The organism is Gemmatimonadales bacterium, assembly GCA_019637315.1.
Lineage (GTDB): Bacteria > Gemmatimonadota > Gemmatimonadetes > Gemmatimonadales > GWC2-71-9 > SHZU01.
Genome location: JAHBVU010000011.1, coordinates 1 through 15,365 on the forward strand (window position 1 = coordinate 1; position 15,365 = coordinate 15,365).

Here is a 15,365-nt window from a genome sequence, read left to right on the forward strand (position 1 = left end):
GGGTGAGCTGCCCCGGGGGGCTTAGTAGTATCCCATTCGACGAGACACTTTGGGGAGCGTAAGCTTGTTCGTTGATTGCCTGGTTGAATGTGGCCTGCAAAGGTCAGATAGCACCTTCCTCGCGCGGAAGTAGCTCCCGTCGGTGTACCCGGAGGGCCTCGAGCACAATCTCATCGAGTCCCCCCCCCCCAGTTCGGTCGACATGCTCGAGCAGCGCCCGCCGCATCCGAGGATCCCAGAAGCGGCGGATGTGAGTTGCCGTACCACTCAGCCCCTCGGCCCGATCGGGAAAGCTCCGGTGGAACTCCCCGATCTGATTGGCCATCCGGATCAGCTCCTCGATGCCCTTCATGAGGTAATTCGCTGATCGAGCAGCGCCAACTGCTCGTCGGTAAACTGCTTGAATCGGTTCTGCCATTCCGACGACCGGAACACCGGCATGACCTGCACCGCCGTGACCTTGTACTCTGGACAGTTGGTGGCCCAGTCCGAGTTTTCCGTCGTGATCACGTTGGCACCCGACTCCGGGTGGTGGAACGTGGTGTAGACCACGCCTGGCTGAACGCGCTCCGTGATGGTGGCACGCAGCGTCGTCTCGCCGGCGCGGCTTACGATGCCGACCCAGTCACCCTCGTGGATGCCGCGCTCCTCGGCGTCGTGAGGATGGATCTCGACCCGGTCTTCCTCGTGCCAGTCGACATTGTGGGTCCGCCGAGTCTGCGCACCGACGTTGTACTGAGAGAGGATCCGCCCGGTCGTCAGAATCAGCGGGAACTTCCGATTGACCTTCTCCGCTGTCGGGATGTACTCGGTGATCAGGAACCGCCCCTTACCGCGCACGAACTGGTCGATATGCATGGTCGGGGTGCCTTCCGGGCTGGCATCGTTGCAAGGCCACTGGATGCTGCCCAGCTCGTCGATCCTCTCGTAACTGACCCCGGCAAAGGTCGGCGTCAGGCGCGCAATCTCGTCCATGATTTCAGACGGATGATTGTAGTGCATCGGATAGCCGAGCGCGTTGGCGAGCATGACCGTGATTTCCCAGTCTTCCTTGCCCGCGACAGGCTCAGTGACCTTCCGAACTCGCGAAATGCGCCGCTCCGCGTTGGTGAAGGTGCCGTTCTTTTCCAGGAACGACGAGCCCGGCAGGAAAACATGCGCGAACTTGGCCGTTTCGTTCAGGAAGAGGTCCTGCACCACGATGCATTCCATTGCCGTCAGTGCGGCGGTGACATGCTGGGTATTCGGATCCGACTGGGCAATGTCCTCGCCCTCGAGGTAAAGACCCTTGAAGGAGCCGTCGATCGAGGCTGAGAACATGTTCGGGATTCGGAGGCCAGGCTCGGACTCGAGGCTGACGCCCCAGGCGGATTCGAAGCTCGCCCGAACCGTGGCGTCGAGCACATGCCGGTAGCCGGGCAGCTCGTGCGGGAAGGAGCCCATGTCGCAGGAGCCCTGGACGTTGTTCTGACCCCGGAGCGGGTTGACCCCGACGCCTTCGCGGCCAACGTTGCCGGTGACCATGGCAAGGTTCGCAATGCCCATCACGGCCGTCGAGCCCTGGCTGTGCTCTGTCACGCCGAGCCCGTAGTAGATCGCCGCATTTCCACCGGTCGCAAAGAGACGCGCCGCGCCACGGACGGTCTCGGCCGGAATGCCGGTCACGTCCTCGAGTGCCTCGGGTGAATGCTCAGGTCGGGCCACGAAGGCGCGCCAGGCATCGAAGCTGACCGGGTCGCACCGCTCGGCCACGAAGCTGTCCTGCGCCAGACCTTCGGTAACCACGACATGCGCCATCGAGTTGAGCAGCGCCACGTTGGTGCCGGGGCGGAGCTTGAGGTGATAGTCCGCCTCGACGTGCGCCGACCGCACCAGGTCGATCTGACGCGGATCCGCCACGATGAGACGGGCGCCCTCGCGGATCCGCCGCTTCATGTGCGACGCAAAGACCGGATGGCCGTCGGTCGGGTTGGCGCCGATCACGAAGATGACGTCTGCCTTGCGCACCGAGTCGAAGTTCTGGGTTCCGGCCGACTCGCCCAGCGTCTGCTTGAGGCCGTAGCCGGTCGGAGAATGGCAGACCCGTGCGCAGGTGTCGATGTTGTTGTTGCCGAACGCCGTCCGCACCAGCTTCTGCATCAGGTACGTTTCTTCATTGCTGCAACGCGACGATGAAATCGCACCGACCGCGTCTCGGCCATACTTGGCCTGGATCCGCTTGAACTCGGACGCCGCGTGGCCAATGGCCTCTTCCCAGGAGACCTCACGCCACGGGTCCGTGATCTTTTCGCGGATCATCGGCTTGGTGATTCGATCCGGATGCGTTGCGTAGCCCCAGGCAAACCGACCTTTGACGCACGAATGACCGTGATTGGCCTGGCCGTTCTTGTACGGGGTCATCCGAACGACCACGTTGCCCTTCATCTCTGCCTCGAACGCGCAGCCGACGCCACAGTAGCCGCACGTCGTCACGACGGAGTGGCTCGGCGTGCCCGATTCGATGACCGTGTTGTCCATCAGCGTGGCTGTGGGGCAGGCCTGGACGCAGGCGCCGCACGAGACGCACTCCGAATCCATGAAGCTTTCGAGCTGGCCCGGAGAAACCACGGAATCGAAGCCGCGCCCCGAAATCGTCAGCGCAAAGGTGCCCTGGATCTCTTCGCAGGCGCGGACGCAGCGTGAGCAGACGATGCACTTGCTCGGATCGAAGGTGAAGTACGGATTGGAGGTGTCCTTTTCCGCCTTCAGGTGATTGGCACCTTCGTAGCCGTAGCGCACCTCCCGGAGACCCACCTCACCGGCGACATCCTGGAGCTCGCAGTCGCCGTTGGCAGAGCAGGTGAGGCAGTCGAGCGGGTGATCGGAGATGTAGAGCTCCATCACGCCGCGTCGCAGCTTGCCGATCTCCTGATTCTGCGTCGTCACCTTCATGCCGGGCTCGACCGGCGTGGTGCACGAGGCCGGGAAGCCGCGCCGTCCGTCGATCTGCACCAGGCAGAGCCGGCACGATCCGAACGCCTCGAGGCTGTCGGTGGCGCAGAGCTTCGGGATGCTCACGCCCGCTGTGATGGCAGCGCGCATGACCGAGGTGCCTGCTGGAACCGTGACGGGTACGCCGTCGACCGTCAGAGTGACTGCCTGGGCGCCCTCACGCGCGGGCGTGCCATAGTCGACTTCGTGGATTGCCGTCATAATGCCTCCCTCGTCAAACGCTTCGGCCCGCGACTGCCGGGGCCTCGAGGCCGAAATCTTCGGGGAAATGCTGCAGGGCGCTTTGCACCGGGAACGGGGCCATTCCGCCCAGGGCGCACAGCGAACCGCTCACCATGGTGCTGCAGAGATCGCGCAGCAGCTCCGTATTCTCCTCGCGCCGCTCGTTCCGCACGATCCGGTCGATCACCTCGACGCCGCGGGTCGAACCGATCCGGCAGGGCGTGCACTTGCCGCACGACTCGATGGCGCAGAACTCGAGTGCGTACCGGGCCATTGCCGCCATGTCGACCGTGTCGTCGAAGACCACGATGCCGCCGTGTCCCACCATGGCGCCAACCGCCGCAAACGCCTCGTAGTCGACTGGCGTGTCGAACTGCGATTCGGGCATGAAGGGACCGAGTGGCCCACCGACCTGCACCGCACGGATCGGGCGCCCGGAGCGGCTACCGCCGCCGAAATCATAGAGTAGCTCGCGGAGCGTGATGCCGAACGCCTTCTCGACCAGGCCGCCGTGCTTGATGTTGCCGGCGAGCTGGATCGGCAGGGTGCCGTGGGAGCGGCCCTGGCCGTAGTCGCGATAGAACTCCGCCCCGCGGTCGAGAATGATCGGCACCGAGGCCAGCGTGATCACGTTGTTGATGATGGTTGGCTTGCCGAAGAGGCCTTCGATGGCCGGCAGCGGCGGCTTGAAACGGACCATGCCGCGCTTGCCTTCGAGGCTTTCGAGCAGGGCGGTCTCTTCGCCGCAGATGTAAGCGCCCGCCCCCATTCGAACTTCGATATCGAAGCGCCGGGCCGAGCCCGCTACGTCGGCGCCCAGGTAGCCGTACTCATGCGCCGCGCGAATCGCGGCTTCGAGCGCCACCCGCGCATGGGGATACTCCGAGCGCAGGTAGATGAAGCCCTTGGTGGCCCCGACGGCGAGCCCTGCGATGGTCATGCCCTCGATCAGGACGAAGGGGTCGCCCTCCATGATCATTCGATCGGAGAAGGTGCCCGAGTCGCCCTCGTCGGCGTTGCAGACGATGTACTTCTGAGCCGACTCGGCCTGCGCAGCTGTCTTCCACTTGATGCCGGTGGGGAATGCGGCGCCGCCGCGACCGCGGAGCCCCGATCGGGTCACGGTTTCGACAATCTCGGCGGGCGGTAACTGCGCAGCGCGGGCGAGCCCCTGGTAGCCGCCGTGGGCGACATAGTCGGCAATCGATCGCGGGTCGACGACGCCCACCAGCGCCGTGGTCAGCCGTTCCTGCCGTTCGAGATAGGGAATCGCCTCCGGACGGCCGAGCGAAAGACGGTGCGGTTGGCCGCGATGAAATCCGGCTTCGAACAGCCCGGGAACATCCTCGGCTGCCACAGGGCCATACGCCACACGACCGGAGGGCGTCTCGACCTCGACCATCGGTTCGAGCCAGTAGAGCCCGCGCGAGCCGTTTCGAATCAGGGTGATCGGAATGTCACGGATCGCGGCCTCGCGGGCCACGGTCCAGGCCACTTCCTCCGCACCGACCGAAAGGGCGCCGGAGTCGCCGGGCACGAAGATCCGGGTCATGACTCGCGCGCCTCGGTCAGCAGGGTCTCGAATGCTTCCGGCGTGACCCGCCCGTGAATCCGCCCGCCCAGCGTCAGCGCCGGCGAGAGGGCGCAGTTGCCGAGACAGTAGACTGGTTCGAGGGTAACCGCGCCGTCCGGCGTGGTTCCGTGCCAATCGACCCCCAGCACCTCACGCGCTCGCGCAATCAACCCCTCCGCACCTACCGCCTGGCAGGACTCGGCCCGGCAGATGCGGAGCACCGTTCGTCCCGCCGGCGTCTCACGAAAGTCGTGGTAGAATGAGACCACGCCGTGCACCTCGGCGCGCGACAGATTCAGTTGCTGCGCAATGTCGGCGACGGCCTCGGCAGGCACGCAGCCAAGCGTTTCCTGGACCTGATGCAGGATGGGGAGCAGCGGCCCGGCCAAGTGGCGATGCTGCCGGACGGCGGCGTCGACTGCTTCGCCGACATCAGGGGTCGGAATTGAGACATCGTCAGACATCCTTCTAAGGTTCGCGGGTTGGCCCTGATCCGCAAATTGAGGTGCTCGATACTCTGATAGAGGGCGACTATTGCTCTGGCTGGAGCATATTCGGCGGGGCCTGAACGATATATTGGATCGGGCTCGACGGAACGAGGTGCATAACGATGACTGAGCGCGATCCGGCAGGTGCAGACGTGGGGCTGGGGCTCAATCGCCTGGGGTACGCCGAGCCGATCGAGCGGCGTTCGGCGCGACAGTGGACCGGCGGCCAGGCCGTCGACACGGTCGAACCGGTTGCGGAAGAGGTGCCGGTGGCCCTGGCGTACAACGGCGTACCCCATCTTGTCATGATGGCGACGCCGGAGAGCCTGGAGGATTTTGCGCTGGGCTTCAGCTACACCGAGGGTCTGATCGAATCGGCGGCCGAGATTCGTGGTGTCACCGTCGTCCGTTTCAGCCAGGGCATCGAGCTCCAGATCGACGTCGCCGAGGACCGGATGGCCGTGATTCAGGCGCGGGGTCGTCGCCTGGCTGGGCGGACCGGCTGTGGCATCTGCGGAGCGGAGGCGTTTCGCGACGTGGTGCGCGAGGTTCGGCCGGTCGCGCCAGGCTGTGCGATTGCGGGGGCAGCGCTCGAGGCGGCCTTTGCTGCGCTGGACCGGGCCCAACCCCTCAACGCTGCGGCGGGAGCGGTTCATGCGGCTGGCTGGGCCGATCCCGATGGTGCCCTTGCTCTCGTGCGGGAAGATGTGGGTCGGCACAACGCGCTCGACAAGCTGATTGGGGCGGCGCTGCGGAGCGGCGTCGTTCCGGGTAAGGGGTTCGTCGTCGTTACCAGTCGGGCCAGCTTCGAGATGGCTCAGAAGGCGGCGCGGTTCGGCGCTCCGCTGCTTGCGGCAATCTCGGCGCCGACGGGGCTCGCCATCCGTGTTGCGGAGCAGGCGGGGATGACGCTGGTGGGCTTTGCGCGCGGCAACCGCCGGACGGTCTACACCGGGTTCGAGCGCATCACGGCGTGACGAATCACCGCGTTGCCAGCGCTGCGTCGAGATCGAGGCTGCCGGCTAGGCGGGCCAGCTCGCGGGCCGAGGGTGTCAGCGGCTCGCGGTCCGGCACTGCGACCCCGATCGTGTAGCCTTGGTCTGGCGCGTCGATTGGGATCACTGCAAGGTCCGCAGGGGTGCCGAACAGGTGCAGGAAGGTTTGGGGCAGCACGCTGGCCCAGCGACCGGTCTGCAGGTGGGCCCAGAGGGCCAGGACCGAGTTGGTTTCCACGACCGGGGTGGCCGCCACGCCGGCGGACGCAAAATGGCTGTCGATGATGCGCCGGTTCTGCATGTTCGGGGTCAGCAGGCAGAGCCCTTGGCCGGCCGCCTCTGCCCAGCTGACAGCAGCGCGGCTGGCGACTTCGCTCTGCTTCGAAGCAAACAGGAAATACCGTTCCCGATAGAGCGGAATGCCGCGCACGTTGGCGAGCGGCTCATTGTCGAGGTAGGTGATGCCCGCGTCGAGGCTGAAGTCGTCGAGGCCGCGCTGGATTTCCTGTGACGACAGCGAAATTACCTGGACAGCCACCTTCGGGTGGGTGGCCACGAACGGGCCGGTTAGCAGCGCCACCATCGGCAGCGCCGTGGGTATCACCCCGATGCTGAGGCGCCCCGACAGGCCGCCTCGGAGTTCGCTCGCTTCCTGCAGCAGGCTGTCGTAGTCGCCCAGGACGCGGAAAGCCCATTCGAGCACCCGGTCGCCTTCCGGCGTCAATCCTTCGAACCGCTGGGCCCGCCGAACCAGCAGCAGACCCAGTTCTTCCTCCAGCTGCTTGATCCCGGCCGACAGGGTGGGCTGGGTTACTCCAGAAGCCGCGGCCGCGCGCGCGAAGTGTTTTTCTCGTGCGAGCGCGACCAGGTACTGGAGATTCTTGAGGATCACGGCTTCCGGGTCTTGGCCGCGTAGAGCGAGTCGAGCACGGCGCGGAAGAGCGGCAGCGGCTGGGAGCCGACGATCAGTCCGCCCTCGACGTAGAACGTGGGCGTGCTCTGGGCGCCGCTCTTGACGGCACCTTCCGCATCCGATCGAATCTGCGGCACCGTTTCTTCCTTCTCGAGACAGGCGCTCATCGCCGACTTGGGCAGCCGGAGCGAGTCGACCAGGGTCATGAAGAAGGGGGCGGGGTTCCGGAGCGGTCCCCAGGTTTCCTGATGCCGGAAGATCAGATCATGCGCGGGCCAGAACTTCCCGTGCTTTGCTGCGCACATGGCGACCGACGCCGCTGGCACCGCATTCGGGTGAATCGAGGTCAGTGGCAGGTTGACGAAGACCCAGCGCACCTTGCCGGTCTGGATGTACTCGCGGTCGAGGGCCGGGAAGGTCTCGATGGCGTGCCGGCGGCAGTAGGGGCACTGGAAATCCGACATCTCGTAGACGACGATCGGCGCGTTGGGCGACCCTTTGGAGCGGGCCGAGAGCGGAATGTCCTGGGCGTCCGCCAGCGCAGCGAACGCCGTGCCTAACGAGAAAACGAGGAGGAGTGCACGCAGCATGATCAGTACCTCGGCCGGTGCCGGCCGGTTCGGGAGTCGAGATAGAGGGTATCGCGGCCGAGCGGGACATTCCAGTACCACTCGCTGTTCGGGTCGATCGGGTCGAGGGCCCGCGCCGTGACCCACCAGGTCCGGCCGACCAGCCGAATCGACGACCAGCCTCCCGCGTTCGTGGTGTCGGCAAAGGGGCGGGCGAAAAAACCGCGGCCGGCGTTGCGCGCTAATCGCCGGAACTCGCGATAGGTGGTATCTTCCCACTGTCGGCTGTCATCCCTCAAGCGGGCAATGACGGGTCCGACGCTGTCGCGTACGGCGTCCAGCGCCGCTCGTGTTGTGGCAAGTTCGTGATCGATTCGGGTGGCCGAGTCAGCCAGTGCCCGAACCTCCGCATCGTCTGCGCCGCGGACCGCGAGCAGACTGTCCCGTAGCCGTTGCGTGGTCCGCGCTCGTTCACTGGCGCGGACATAGGCCGCGTACGGCGTCCGAAACAGCCGAAACAGACTGTCGAGTTCCTCCGTATGAGGACGCGGCTCGGCCTGCTCCTCCAAATCAGCGAGGATCCGGTCGCGGTCGTATGGCAGGAAGGTAACGACGACCCCGGCAGCTGGGGTGTCGACACCATCGAGGTCGGGAACGGACACGCGCACGGTGGTGTCAGGCCGGCCACACGCGGCAACGAAGAGGCATGACGCGACGAATGCGGCTCGGGACACGCGGGAAAGTTAGCCTGATACTGGGCCTGCTCCAATCCGTTGCAGGTGGAGCGGTGGCGCAGCGTGCCTCGATCGAGTCGCTGTTTCCGCCGTCGCCATCAGGCTATGTCGTCGACGAGGCCCGGATCATTCCCACCGATCGCTCGGCGAGCATCGCGGCCCGGATCGATCTCTTACGTCAGCGGACCGGCGCCGAGATCGCGGTCGTAACGCTGCCGACCCTCGGGAGTTACGAGCCAGTCGATGTTGCCGTGGCCATCGGCCGCACCTGGAAGGTCGGCGCGGCGGCTGAAATCGGCGACGCCCGCCGCAACGCCGGCGTCGTGATGCTGATCGTGCCGAGGACCGATTCCACCGCCGGCCGGATCTTCATCGCGACGGGTCGCGGTGTCGAGGGCTTTGTGACGGATGCGGTTGCCGGCCGGATTCGCGATCGGATGCGGCCGCTGCTGTCGGCGGGCGAGTACGGGGCCGGGATCGAGCGTGGGGTGACGGATCTGGCCGCGGTCATCGCGAGCGGCTTTGGGGTGAACGACACGAGTCTCGTGGGCGCAGATCGTTCGATCTTTCAGCGAGACGACCGGATCATTCCCGGCGAGGCCGTCGGGATCATCATCGCCGGTGTGATCATCCTGATCGTGATGGCGATTGCGATTTCGCGCGGGGGCGGTGGCGGTCCAGGCTCGGGGCGCGGGGGGCGTTACGGTCCGAGGCGGGGCCGCAACGATGACCTGGCCTATTGGCTTGGTGCGGTGCTGGGCAGCCAGATGGGGCGCCGGTCCGGCGGCGGTTGGGGCGGAGGCAGCTGGGGTGGCGGTGGCGGCGGGTTTGGCGGCTTCGGTGGCGGCGGCGGGTTCAGCGGTGGTGGCGCGGGAGGGAATTTCTGATGCGGCCAGATGTCAGCGTGATCATCGACAAAGTCGGCGTCAGCGTAAGCGAGTCGTTAGGCGCGACCGCCTCGGCCGTGCTGTACGGCTCCGCCGCCCGTGGTGAGCATCTCGACGACTATTCGGATATCAATGTGTTGCTGGTAACGCAGTCGCTCGAGCCGTTGGTGCTCCAGCGCCTGCGAGCGGCAATCGAACCGCTCCGGGCCCATTCCCGGGTTCCGCCGTTGATTTTTACGTTCGACGAATGGCGCCGTTCGGCCGACGTCTTCCCGATCGAGATCGTCGACATGCAGGTGGCTCGTCGCATCCTGGCCGGGGCTGATCCGCTGGAGCGGATGGTGGTCGCCCCTGCCGATCTCCGGCGGGCGCTCGAACGCGAGTTTCGTGGTAAGCTGCTGCGATTGCGCCAGGCGTATGCCTTGCTGGACGATCAGCCGGCTCTTCTGGCGGAAACGGTGGTGCGCAGCCTCTCCGTGCTGGGGGTGCTCTTTCGTGCCACCCTCGTGCTTGCCGATGGCGGAGCTCCCATCGCAACGCCGGAGACGATCGAGCGGGCGGCGACCGTGATCGGTTTCGACGCCGAACCGGTGCTGTCGATCTATCAGGAGCGCGGGATCAATCGGCCCGCGGTTGGGCGCAGCACGACCGAACAGTACCTTATGGCGGTCGATCGCGCCGTGCAGTTCATCGATCAATTTCATCTCGGAGGGACCCCGTAATGCTTGCCGTGATTCGCCCCATTGCGTTGGCTGCGCTCGTGATCGCCGCCGGAACCGGGTGCGGGTACAATCAGATCCAGGCCAAGGACGAGGGCGTCAACAAGGCGCTCGGCGACGTCCAGGCGCAGCTGCAGCGGCGGGCCGACCTGATTCCCAACCTCGTCGAAGTCGTCCGCGGCGTTGCCAGGCAGGAATCGACCATTTTCATCTCGGTCGCCGAGGCGCGTTCGCGGCTGGCGGGTGCGGTGCAGTCGGGCAGCGTGGCCGAGATGGCCCAGGCCGACGAAGCGCTTCGCCAGCCGCTCGGGCGGTTGCTGGCGCTGGTGGAGAACTACCCCGAGCTCAAGTCGAACCAGAACTACCTCGACCTCCAGAGCCAGCTCGAAGGCACCGAGAATCGCATCTCGGTAGCCAGGCAGGACTATAACGGTGCGGTCCGCGACTTCAATACTTACATCCGGACGTTTCCGTACAACCTGACGGCCAAAATTTTTGGCGCGGGAACGGCAAAACCGTACTTCGAGGCGAGCCCGGGCGCTGAAGCGGCGCCGCAGGTCAAGTTCTAGCGGGAGGTCAGTCGGTGACGACGTCCGGGAGCAGGTAGCGCAGCGGATTGACCGGACGGCCGTTGACGTGGACTTCGTAGTGCAGATGGGGGCTGGTGGAGAGACCGCTATTGCCGACCAGGGCAATCCGCTGGCCCCGTTCGACCCGATCGCCCGCCCTCACGAGCAGCCGTGAGGCGTGGGCAAACTTGGTGACGATACCGTAGCCGTGATCGATCACCACCATGTTGCCGTAGCCCGTTTCCCATCCCGAAAACGTGACACGCCCGCGTGCCGGCGCTTCGATCGGCGTTCCCATCGGTGCGGTGATGTCGACGCCCTCGTGCGGCCGTGCGACGTGGAGAATCGGGTGCTCGCGCATGGCGGCAAAGGCGCTGCTCAGCCAGCCCGTCGTCGGCATGATCGACGGTGTGGCGGCCAGTCGGTCGGTGTGCGAAGCCAGGCTGTCGGCCGCCTCACGGAATGAACGCGTCAGCAAGTTGGCCCGTCGGATCAGGGCGTCGACATCGACTCGGACCGCGCTGGCGCGCAACTCGAGCTCGCCGGGTGCTTCCGTCCGATTGTCCAGCGGGGCCGGGCCACCGATACCGGCGGCGTGCACCTGCGGGTCGATCGGCTGCAGGTTGGCGAGCAGCCGGATCCGGTTGTCGTGGATTTCGAGCGCGGAAATCGAGTCGGTCAGCCGAGCCAGCCGGCCCTGAATGGTCTGGAGGTCTGCCGCCAGCCGCGTATTCTCTTCGGCGATGGCCTGGGCCTGATACATGTTGATCGAGCGGGCCACCGTTCCGTAGCCCAGGAAGAGCGCGACGATCACCGCACCCAGCGCGAGAATGGCGCCGAGCTTCACGGCAGTTTCGGTAATCTCGATGACGCGAGAGGTACTCGAACCCTGCGGAACAACGATGACAGTCCAGCGGCTCTTCTTCATGCCCACCTGGCACGGACTTCGGCCTGCCGTTGGTGCTGACGGCTGACGTCCGGCGCGATACGATGTGACGGGCTGTGCGCCCTGCGATACCTGGCAGAACCAGGCCCCCGGCGGCGTCCGTCCGCAAGTTTCCCGCCTGACGGAGCCGACCAATTATGCGTCTCGATCGCAGCCCTGTCAAGCGGCTGCGATCGACGAGTTATCGTGTTGCCCCGCAACGAGTTACGCGACGGTCTGAGTCGGGGGTTTTGGGAACAGGATGTCGGGACGTGCAACAGTCAGTCCGGTGCCCGACGCGTTCTGCAGCAGGGCCCAGGCTTCCCGGTCGATCGGGGTGGAGTATCCCAGGGCAGTCCAAATTTTCGCGGATCGGTCCGGCAGGTACGGCGAGACGAGCACGGCCAGCCGGGTCAGCACTCGGTGGAGTGCGGCGAGCACGGTATCGAGCTCCTGGTCGGCCCGTGCTTTGGCCAGACTCCACGGGGCAGACCGGGTGATGTACAGGTCGGCCGCGGTGACGAGTCCCCAGGCTGCTTCCAGCGCCCCTTTGAGATCGTAGCCATCCAGGGCCGACACATAGGCGGGGATGAGTTCCTCCCGCGCCGTTCTGTCGAGCACGGTGTCCGGACCGGCCGGTACCAGGCCGCCCCGGTACCGCTCGATCATGGCGAGGGATCGGGCAGTCAGGTTGCCGATTCCGTCGGCCAGGTCCGAGCCATAGCGCGCATCGAACCGGTCCCAGGTAAAGTCGCCGTCGCTCTCGAAGCCGACTTCCCGCATCAGGAAGTAGCGGAGCGCGTCGGAACCGTGGCGGTTGATGGCGTCGTCGAGATTGACCGCCGTGCCCGCTGTTTTGGACATCTTGGCGCCGAGCCATTGGACGTATCCGTGCGCCCAGACGGCCCGAGGCGGGGCAATCCCGGCAGCCAGGCACATGGCTGGCCAGAGCACGCAATGGAATCGGGAAATGCCTTTGCCAATGATATGAAGATCGGCTGGCCAGAGGCGCTGATAGCCCTCGTCCGGAAATCCGGTGGCCGAGAGGTAGTTGATGACGGCGTCGAACCAGACATAAATGGTATGCTGGCTGCTCTCGGGAAACGGAATGCCCCACGGCAATCGTGACCGTGAAATCGAGATGTCCTGCAGGCCGCTTTCGAGCAGCCGCAACATCTCGTTCCGCCGGATCGCGGGTTCGACGCTCAGCTCGCCTGAGTTGATCATGCCGAGCAAGCGATCGCCATAGGCGGAGAGGCGGAAGAAGTGGTTCTGCTCCCGGGTTGGGACCAGCGCGAGCGTCGGGTGCTCGGCGCACCGGCCGTCGGTGACCTGGCTCTCGGTCTTGAATTCCTCGCATCCGGTGCAGTAGAGGCCTTCGTAGTCGGCGAGGTAGACGTCGGCGGGGCTCCGCTCCTGGATCCGGCGGAGCAGCTCCTCGACGGCGCGCACGTGCCGTGCTTCGGTGGTGCGGATCCAATCGTCGTTGCTGCAGTCGAGCCGCTGCCAGAAGCGGGCAAACCTCTCCGCCATGCCGTCGACCCAGGCCTGGGGCGTGACGCCGTGGCGTTCGGACATCTGGATCACGCTCTGCGAGTTCTCGTCCATTCCCATCAGGAAATGCACGTCGTCACCCCGCAGTCGTCGGTAGCGCGCAATGACGTCGGCGCCGACCTTCTCGAGCGCGTGCCCGAGGTGCGGGTCGCCGTTGGAGTAGTCGATGGCGGTGGTGAGGTAGAACTTGGCCACTTACACGTCCGGTGTCGAAGGATTCGAAGGTCCGCTGCCGCCACGTCCCCGACGGCGGCGTCGTCGCTTGCTGCGCCCGCCCGGACGTTCGGCCGGGGTCGGCTGCTCCGGCTCGCTCGGTGTCGGCGCCGCTTGATGTGTGGCTTGCTGCGCTTGGGGCTGGCGCGGGCGCTCGGTCCGCGCGCGCTCCGAGGGAGCGGGGCTCTGGGGGGCCGCGGGGGCCTGGTCGACGCCGGCCATTTCCTCGCGCAGATCGGCCAGCAGGACCGTCCGATGCCCGTGCTCGTCGCTGCGGAGGAAGACCCGCTCGCGAAAGATGTCGACCGCGATGACCTTTTCGGAGCCCCGCCCCGTGCGCACCGCCTTCCCCTCCTTGGGAAAGCGCTTGCGCGATGTGACATAGAACTCGTGCTCGTACTTGAGGCAGCAGAGCAAGCGGCCGCACCCGCCGGAGATCTGGGCCGGATTGAGCGAGAGATGCTGATCCTTGGCGAGCGCCAGGCTGACCGGGTCGAGCGACTTGAGCCAGGTCGAACAGCAGTACTCCTTACCGCAGCGCCCCACGCCGCCCAGGCGCGCGGCTTCGTCCCGGACCCCGATCTGGCGCAGCTCGATCCTGGTCTTGAACGTCGTGGCCAGGTCACGCACCAGGTCGCGGAAGTCGACCCGTTTTTCCGCCGTGAAGTAGAAGGTCAGCTTCTTGCGATCCCATTGCCACTCGGCGTCCGACATCTTCATTTCGAGGCCGTAGTGCCGGACCCGCTCTGCGGCGCGGATTCGGGTCGTGTCCTCCGAGCGCCGGAGGTCGTTGGCCACCCGGATTTCTTCCTGGGTCGCGACGCGGAGGACCGGTCGGGTCGGAGCGGGCGGAGTGCTTCCGGAGGCGCAGCCGCTGCAGCCGGCCGCACACTTCTTGGCGGCCGTGTCGCCGGTAACGCCGACGCGACCGAAATCGAGACCCCGCTCCACCTCCACGATGACCGGTTGGTGGAGGTGCAGGGAGTCGGGCTCACCCCAGAGAAAGTAGTCTTTCCGGTTGCCCTTGAAGCGTACTTCGACGGTGGTCGGCATCAGACCTCCGCGAAGACCCCCATCGACGAGTACTTGTCGGCGCGGCGGCGGACCAGCTTCTCGGGGCGGATCTTGCGAAGCTCGCTGACGTGTTTGACCAGCGTGGCTCGGAGCGACTCACCGGCGGCGTCCGGGTCCTGGTGCGCACCGCCGACCGGTTCCGCGATGATCTCGTCGATGATCTTGAAGCGCAGCAAATCGGTTGCGGTAATCTTGAGGGCCTCCGCGGCGCGCTCGCGCTGACTGGCGTCCTTCCAGAGAATCGCTGCGCAGCCTTCGGGCGAAATCACCGAGTAGACCGAGTTCTCGAACATCAGCACCCGATCGGCTACACCAAGTGCCAGCGCACCGCCCGAGCCGCCTTCGCCAATGACGCAGCTGACGATCGGGGTGGGCAGCGCCGCCATTTCGAGAATGTTGGTGGCCAGCGCTTCGGACTGTCCCCGCTCCTCGGCGCCGATGCCGGGGTAGGCGCCCGGGGTGTCGATCAGGGTGACGACGGGCGCATGGAACCGGGCCGCCAGCTTCATCAGCCGGAGCGCCTTGCGATAGCCTTCGGGGTGCGGCATCCCGAAGTTGCGCCGGATGTTTTCCCGGGTGTCCCGCCCCTTCTGGTGCCCGATCACCATGACTGTCTGGCCGGCCAGGCGGGCCCAGCCGCCGACGATCGCGAGGTCGTCGCGGAACAGGCGGTCGCCGTGCAGCTCGACGAAATCGGTGAAGATGGAGCCGAGGTAGTCGAGGGTGTAGGGACGCTTGGGGTGCCGTGCCACACTGACCCGCTGCATCGGGGTCAGGTTCCGGTAAATGTCCTGGCGCAGACTGGTCAGCTTGTTTTCGAGGGTCGCAATTTCCTCGTCGACATCGATTTGCCGCTCCTCGCCAACACGGCGAAGCTCCTCGATCTGGCGTTCCAGCTCGAGCAGGGGCTTTTCGAAGTCCAGGGTATGTACGGCCATA

The 15,365-nt window shown here is 65.8% G+C and carries 15 protein-coding genes; 4 read left to right on the forward strand and 11 right to left on the reverse strand.

The features are described from left to right. Nucleotides 1–103 precede the first annotated feature (103 nt). From KF785_11380 to KF785_11395, 4 genes are read right to left on the reverse strand one after another with little or no spacing between them, the layout of a single operon-like run. On the reverse strand, nt 104–352 hold the full coding sequence (locus tag KF785_11380) for a formate dehydrogenase subunit delta (protein MBX3147356.1): 249 nt from the start codon (nt 350–352) through the stop codon (nt 104–106). Then, a complete protein-coding gene (gene fdhF, locus KF785_11385; GenBank protein ID MBX3147357.1) occupies nt 349–3,192 on the reverse strand; it encodes a formate dehydrogenase subunit alpha in 2,844 nt (947 codons plus the stop codon). The genes KF785_11380 and fdhF overlap by 4 nt, the downstream gene beginning before the upstream one ends. Before the next feature lie 13 nt (nt 3,193–3,205). Further along, nucleotides 3,206–4,765: an NADH-quinone oxidoreductase subunit NuoF gene (locus tag KF785_11390; GenBank protein ID MBX3147358.1), complete on the reverse strand. Its 1,560-nt coding sequence runs from the start codon at nt 4,763–4,765 to the stop codon at nt 3,206–3,208. After that, nucleotides 4,762–5,250, reverse strand: coding sequence for a formate dehydrogenase subunit gamma (locus tag KF785_11395; GenBank protein MBX3147359.1), 489 nt, complete (start codon nt 5,248–5,250; stop codon nt 4,762–4,764). The genes KF785_11390 and KF785_11395 overlap by 4 nt, the downstream gene beginning before the upstream one ends. A gap of 146 nt (nt 5,251–5,396) precedes the next feature. Here KF785_11395 and fdhD point away from each other — a divergent pair, with 146 nt between their 5' ends. Beyond that, nucleotides 5,397–6,251 carry a formate dehydrogenase accessory sulfurtransferase FdhD gene (gene fdhD, locus KF785_11400; protein ID MBX3147360.1) on the forward strand — a complete coding sequence of 285 codons (855 nt, stop codon included), beginning with the start codon at nt 5,397–5,399 and terminating at the stop codon, nt 6,249–6,251. Nucleotides 6,252–6,255: 4 nt separating this feature from the next. Here fdhD and KF785_11405 read toward each other — a convergent pair whose 3' ends face one another. The 3 genes from KF785_11405 to KF785_11415 are packed head-to-tail and all read right to left on the reverse strand — an operon-like array spanning nt 6,256 to nt 8,419. Then, nucleotides 6,256–7,161, reverse strand: coding sequence for a LysR family transcriptional regulator (locus tag KF785_11405; GenBank protein ID MBX3147361.1), 906 nt, complete (start codon nt 7,159–7,161; stop codon nt 6,256–6,258). Then, on the reverse strand, nt 7,158–7,772 hold the full coding sequence (locus KF785_11410) for a DsbA family protein (protein MBX3147362.1): 615 nt from the start codon (nt 7,770–7,772) through the stop codon (nt 7,158–7,160). Before KF785_11410 ends, KF785_11405 begins: the two co-directional genes overlap by 4 nt. Nucleotides 7,773–7,774: 2 nt before the next feature. Continuing rightward, the gene (locus tag KF785_11415; GenBank protein MBX3147363.1) at nt 7,775–8,419 is read right to left on the reverse strand and encodes a hypothetical protein; all 645 of its coding nucleotides are present in this window, start codon (nt 8,417–8,419) and stop codon (nt 7,775–7,777) included. A gap of 38 nt (nt 8,420–8,457) precedes the next feature. Here KF785_11415 and KF785_11420 point away from each other — a divergent pair, with 38 nt between their 5' ends. Genes KF785_11420 through KF785_11430 form a run of 3 tightly spaced genes read left to right on the forward strand, consistent with a single transcriptional unit; the run spans nt 8,458 to nt 10,660 of the window. Beyond that, on the forward strand, nt 8,458–9,372 hold the full coding sequence (locus KF785_11420; GenBank protein MBX3147364.1) for a TPM domain-containing protein: 915 nt from the start codon (nt 8,458–8,460) through the stop codon (nt 9,370–9,372). Continuing rightward, entirely contained in the window at nt 9,372–10,094 is a 723-nt protein-coding gene (locus KF785_11425) for a hypothetical protein (GenBank protein ID MBX3147365.1), read from the forward strand. Before KF785_11420 ends, KF785_11425 begins: the two co-directional genes overlap by 1 nt. Then, entirely contained in the window at nt 10,094–10,660 is a 567-nt protein-coding gene (locus tag KF785_11430; protein MBX3147366.1) for a LemA family protein, read from the forward strand. Before KF785_11425 ends, KF785_11430 begins: the two co-directional genes overlap by 1 nt. Nucleotides 10,661–10,667: 7 nt before the next feature. Here KF785_11430 and KF785_11435 read toward each other — a convergent pair whose 3' ends face one another. The 4 genes from KF785_11435 to KF785_11450 all read right to left on the reverse strand — a co-directional run bounded on the left by KF785_11435 (nt 10,668) and on the right by KF785_11450 (nt 15,364). Beyond that, nucleotides 10,668–11,423, reverse strand: a complete 756-nt coding sequence (locus KF785_11435) for a M23 family metallopeptidase (GenBank protein ID MBX3147367.1) — start codon at nt 11,421–11,423, stop codon at nt 10,668–10,670. 387 nt (nt 11,424–11,810) lie between these two features. Further along, nucleotides 11,811–13,334, reverse strand: coding sequence for a methionine--tRNA ligase (metG, locus tag KF785_11440; protein ID MBX3147368.1), 1,524 nt, complete (start codon nt 13,332–13,334; stop codon nt 11,811–11,813). Continuing rightward, nucleotides 13,335–14,405: a hypothetical protein gene (locus KF785_11445; GenBank protein ID MBX3147369.1), complete on the reverse strand. Its 1,071-nt coding sequence runs from the start codon at nt 14,403–14,405 to the stop codon at nt 13,335–13,337. Continuing rightward, nucleotides 14,405–15,364, reverse strand: coding sequence for an acetyl-CoA carboxylase carboxyltransferase subunit alpha (locus tag KF785_11450; GenBank protein MBX3147370.1), 960 nt, complete (start codon nt 15,362–15,364; stop codon nt 14,405–14,407). Before KF785_11450 ends, KF785_11445 begins: the two co-directional genes overlap by 1 nt. Between the last annotated feature and the right edge of the window lies 1 nt (nt 15,365).

What these genes read in the sequence shown, in the direction of transcription:
- KF785_11380 (MBX3147356.1), bottom strand. Translation starts at nt 352, where the DNA reads ATGAAGGGCATCGAGGAGCTGATCCGGATGGCCAATCAGATCGGGGAG.
- fdhF (MBX3147357.1), bottom strand. Translation starts at nt 3,192, where the DNA reads ATGACGGCAATCCACGAAGTCGACTATGGCACGCCCGCGCGTGAGGGC.
- KF785_11390 (MBX3147358.1), bottom strand. Translation starts at nt 4,765, where the DNA reads ATGACCCGGATCTTCGTGCCCGGCGACTCCGGCGCCCTTTCGGTCGGT.
- KF785_11395 (MBX3147359.1), bottom strand. Translation starts at nt 5,250, where the DNA reads ATGTCTGACGATGTCTCAATTCCGACCCCTGATGTCGGCGAAGCAGTC.
- fdhD (MBX3147360.1), top strand. Translation starts at nt 5,397, where the DNA reads ATGACTGAGCGCGATCCGGCAGGTGCAGACGTGGGGCTGGGGCTCAAT.
- KF785_11410 (MBX3147362.1), bottom strand. Translation starts at nt 7,772, where the DNA reads ATGCTGCGTGCACTCCTCCTCGTTTTCTCGTTAGGCACGGCGTTCGCT.
- KF785_11420 (MBX3147364.1), top strand. Translation starts at nt 8,458, where the DNA reads ATGACGCGACGAATGCGGCTCGGGACACGCGGGAAAGTTAGCCTGATA.
- KF785_11425 (MBX3147365.1), top strand. Translation starts at nt 9,372, where the DNA reads ATGCGGCCAGATGTCAGCGTGATCATCGACAAAGTCGGCGTCAGCGTA.
- KF785_11430 (MBX3147366.1), top strand. Translation starts at nt 10,094, where the DNA reads ATGCTTGCCGTGATTCGCCCCATTGCGTTGGCTGCGCTCGTGATCGCC.
- KF785_11435 (MBX3147367.1), bottom strand. Translation starts at nt 11,423, where the DNA reads ATGTATCAGGCCCAGGCCATCGCCGAAGAGAATACGCGGCTGGCGGCA.
- KF785_11445 (MBX3147369.1), bottom strand. Translation starts at nt 14,405, where the DNA reads ATGCCGACCACCGTCGAAGTACGCTTCAAGGGCAACCGGAAAGACTAC.
- KF785_11450 (MBX3147370.1), bottom strand. Translation starts at nt 15,364, where the DNA reads ATGGCCGTACATACCCTGGACTTCGAAAAGCCCCTGCTCGAGCTGGAA.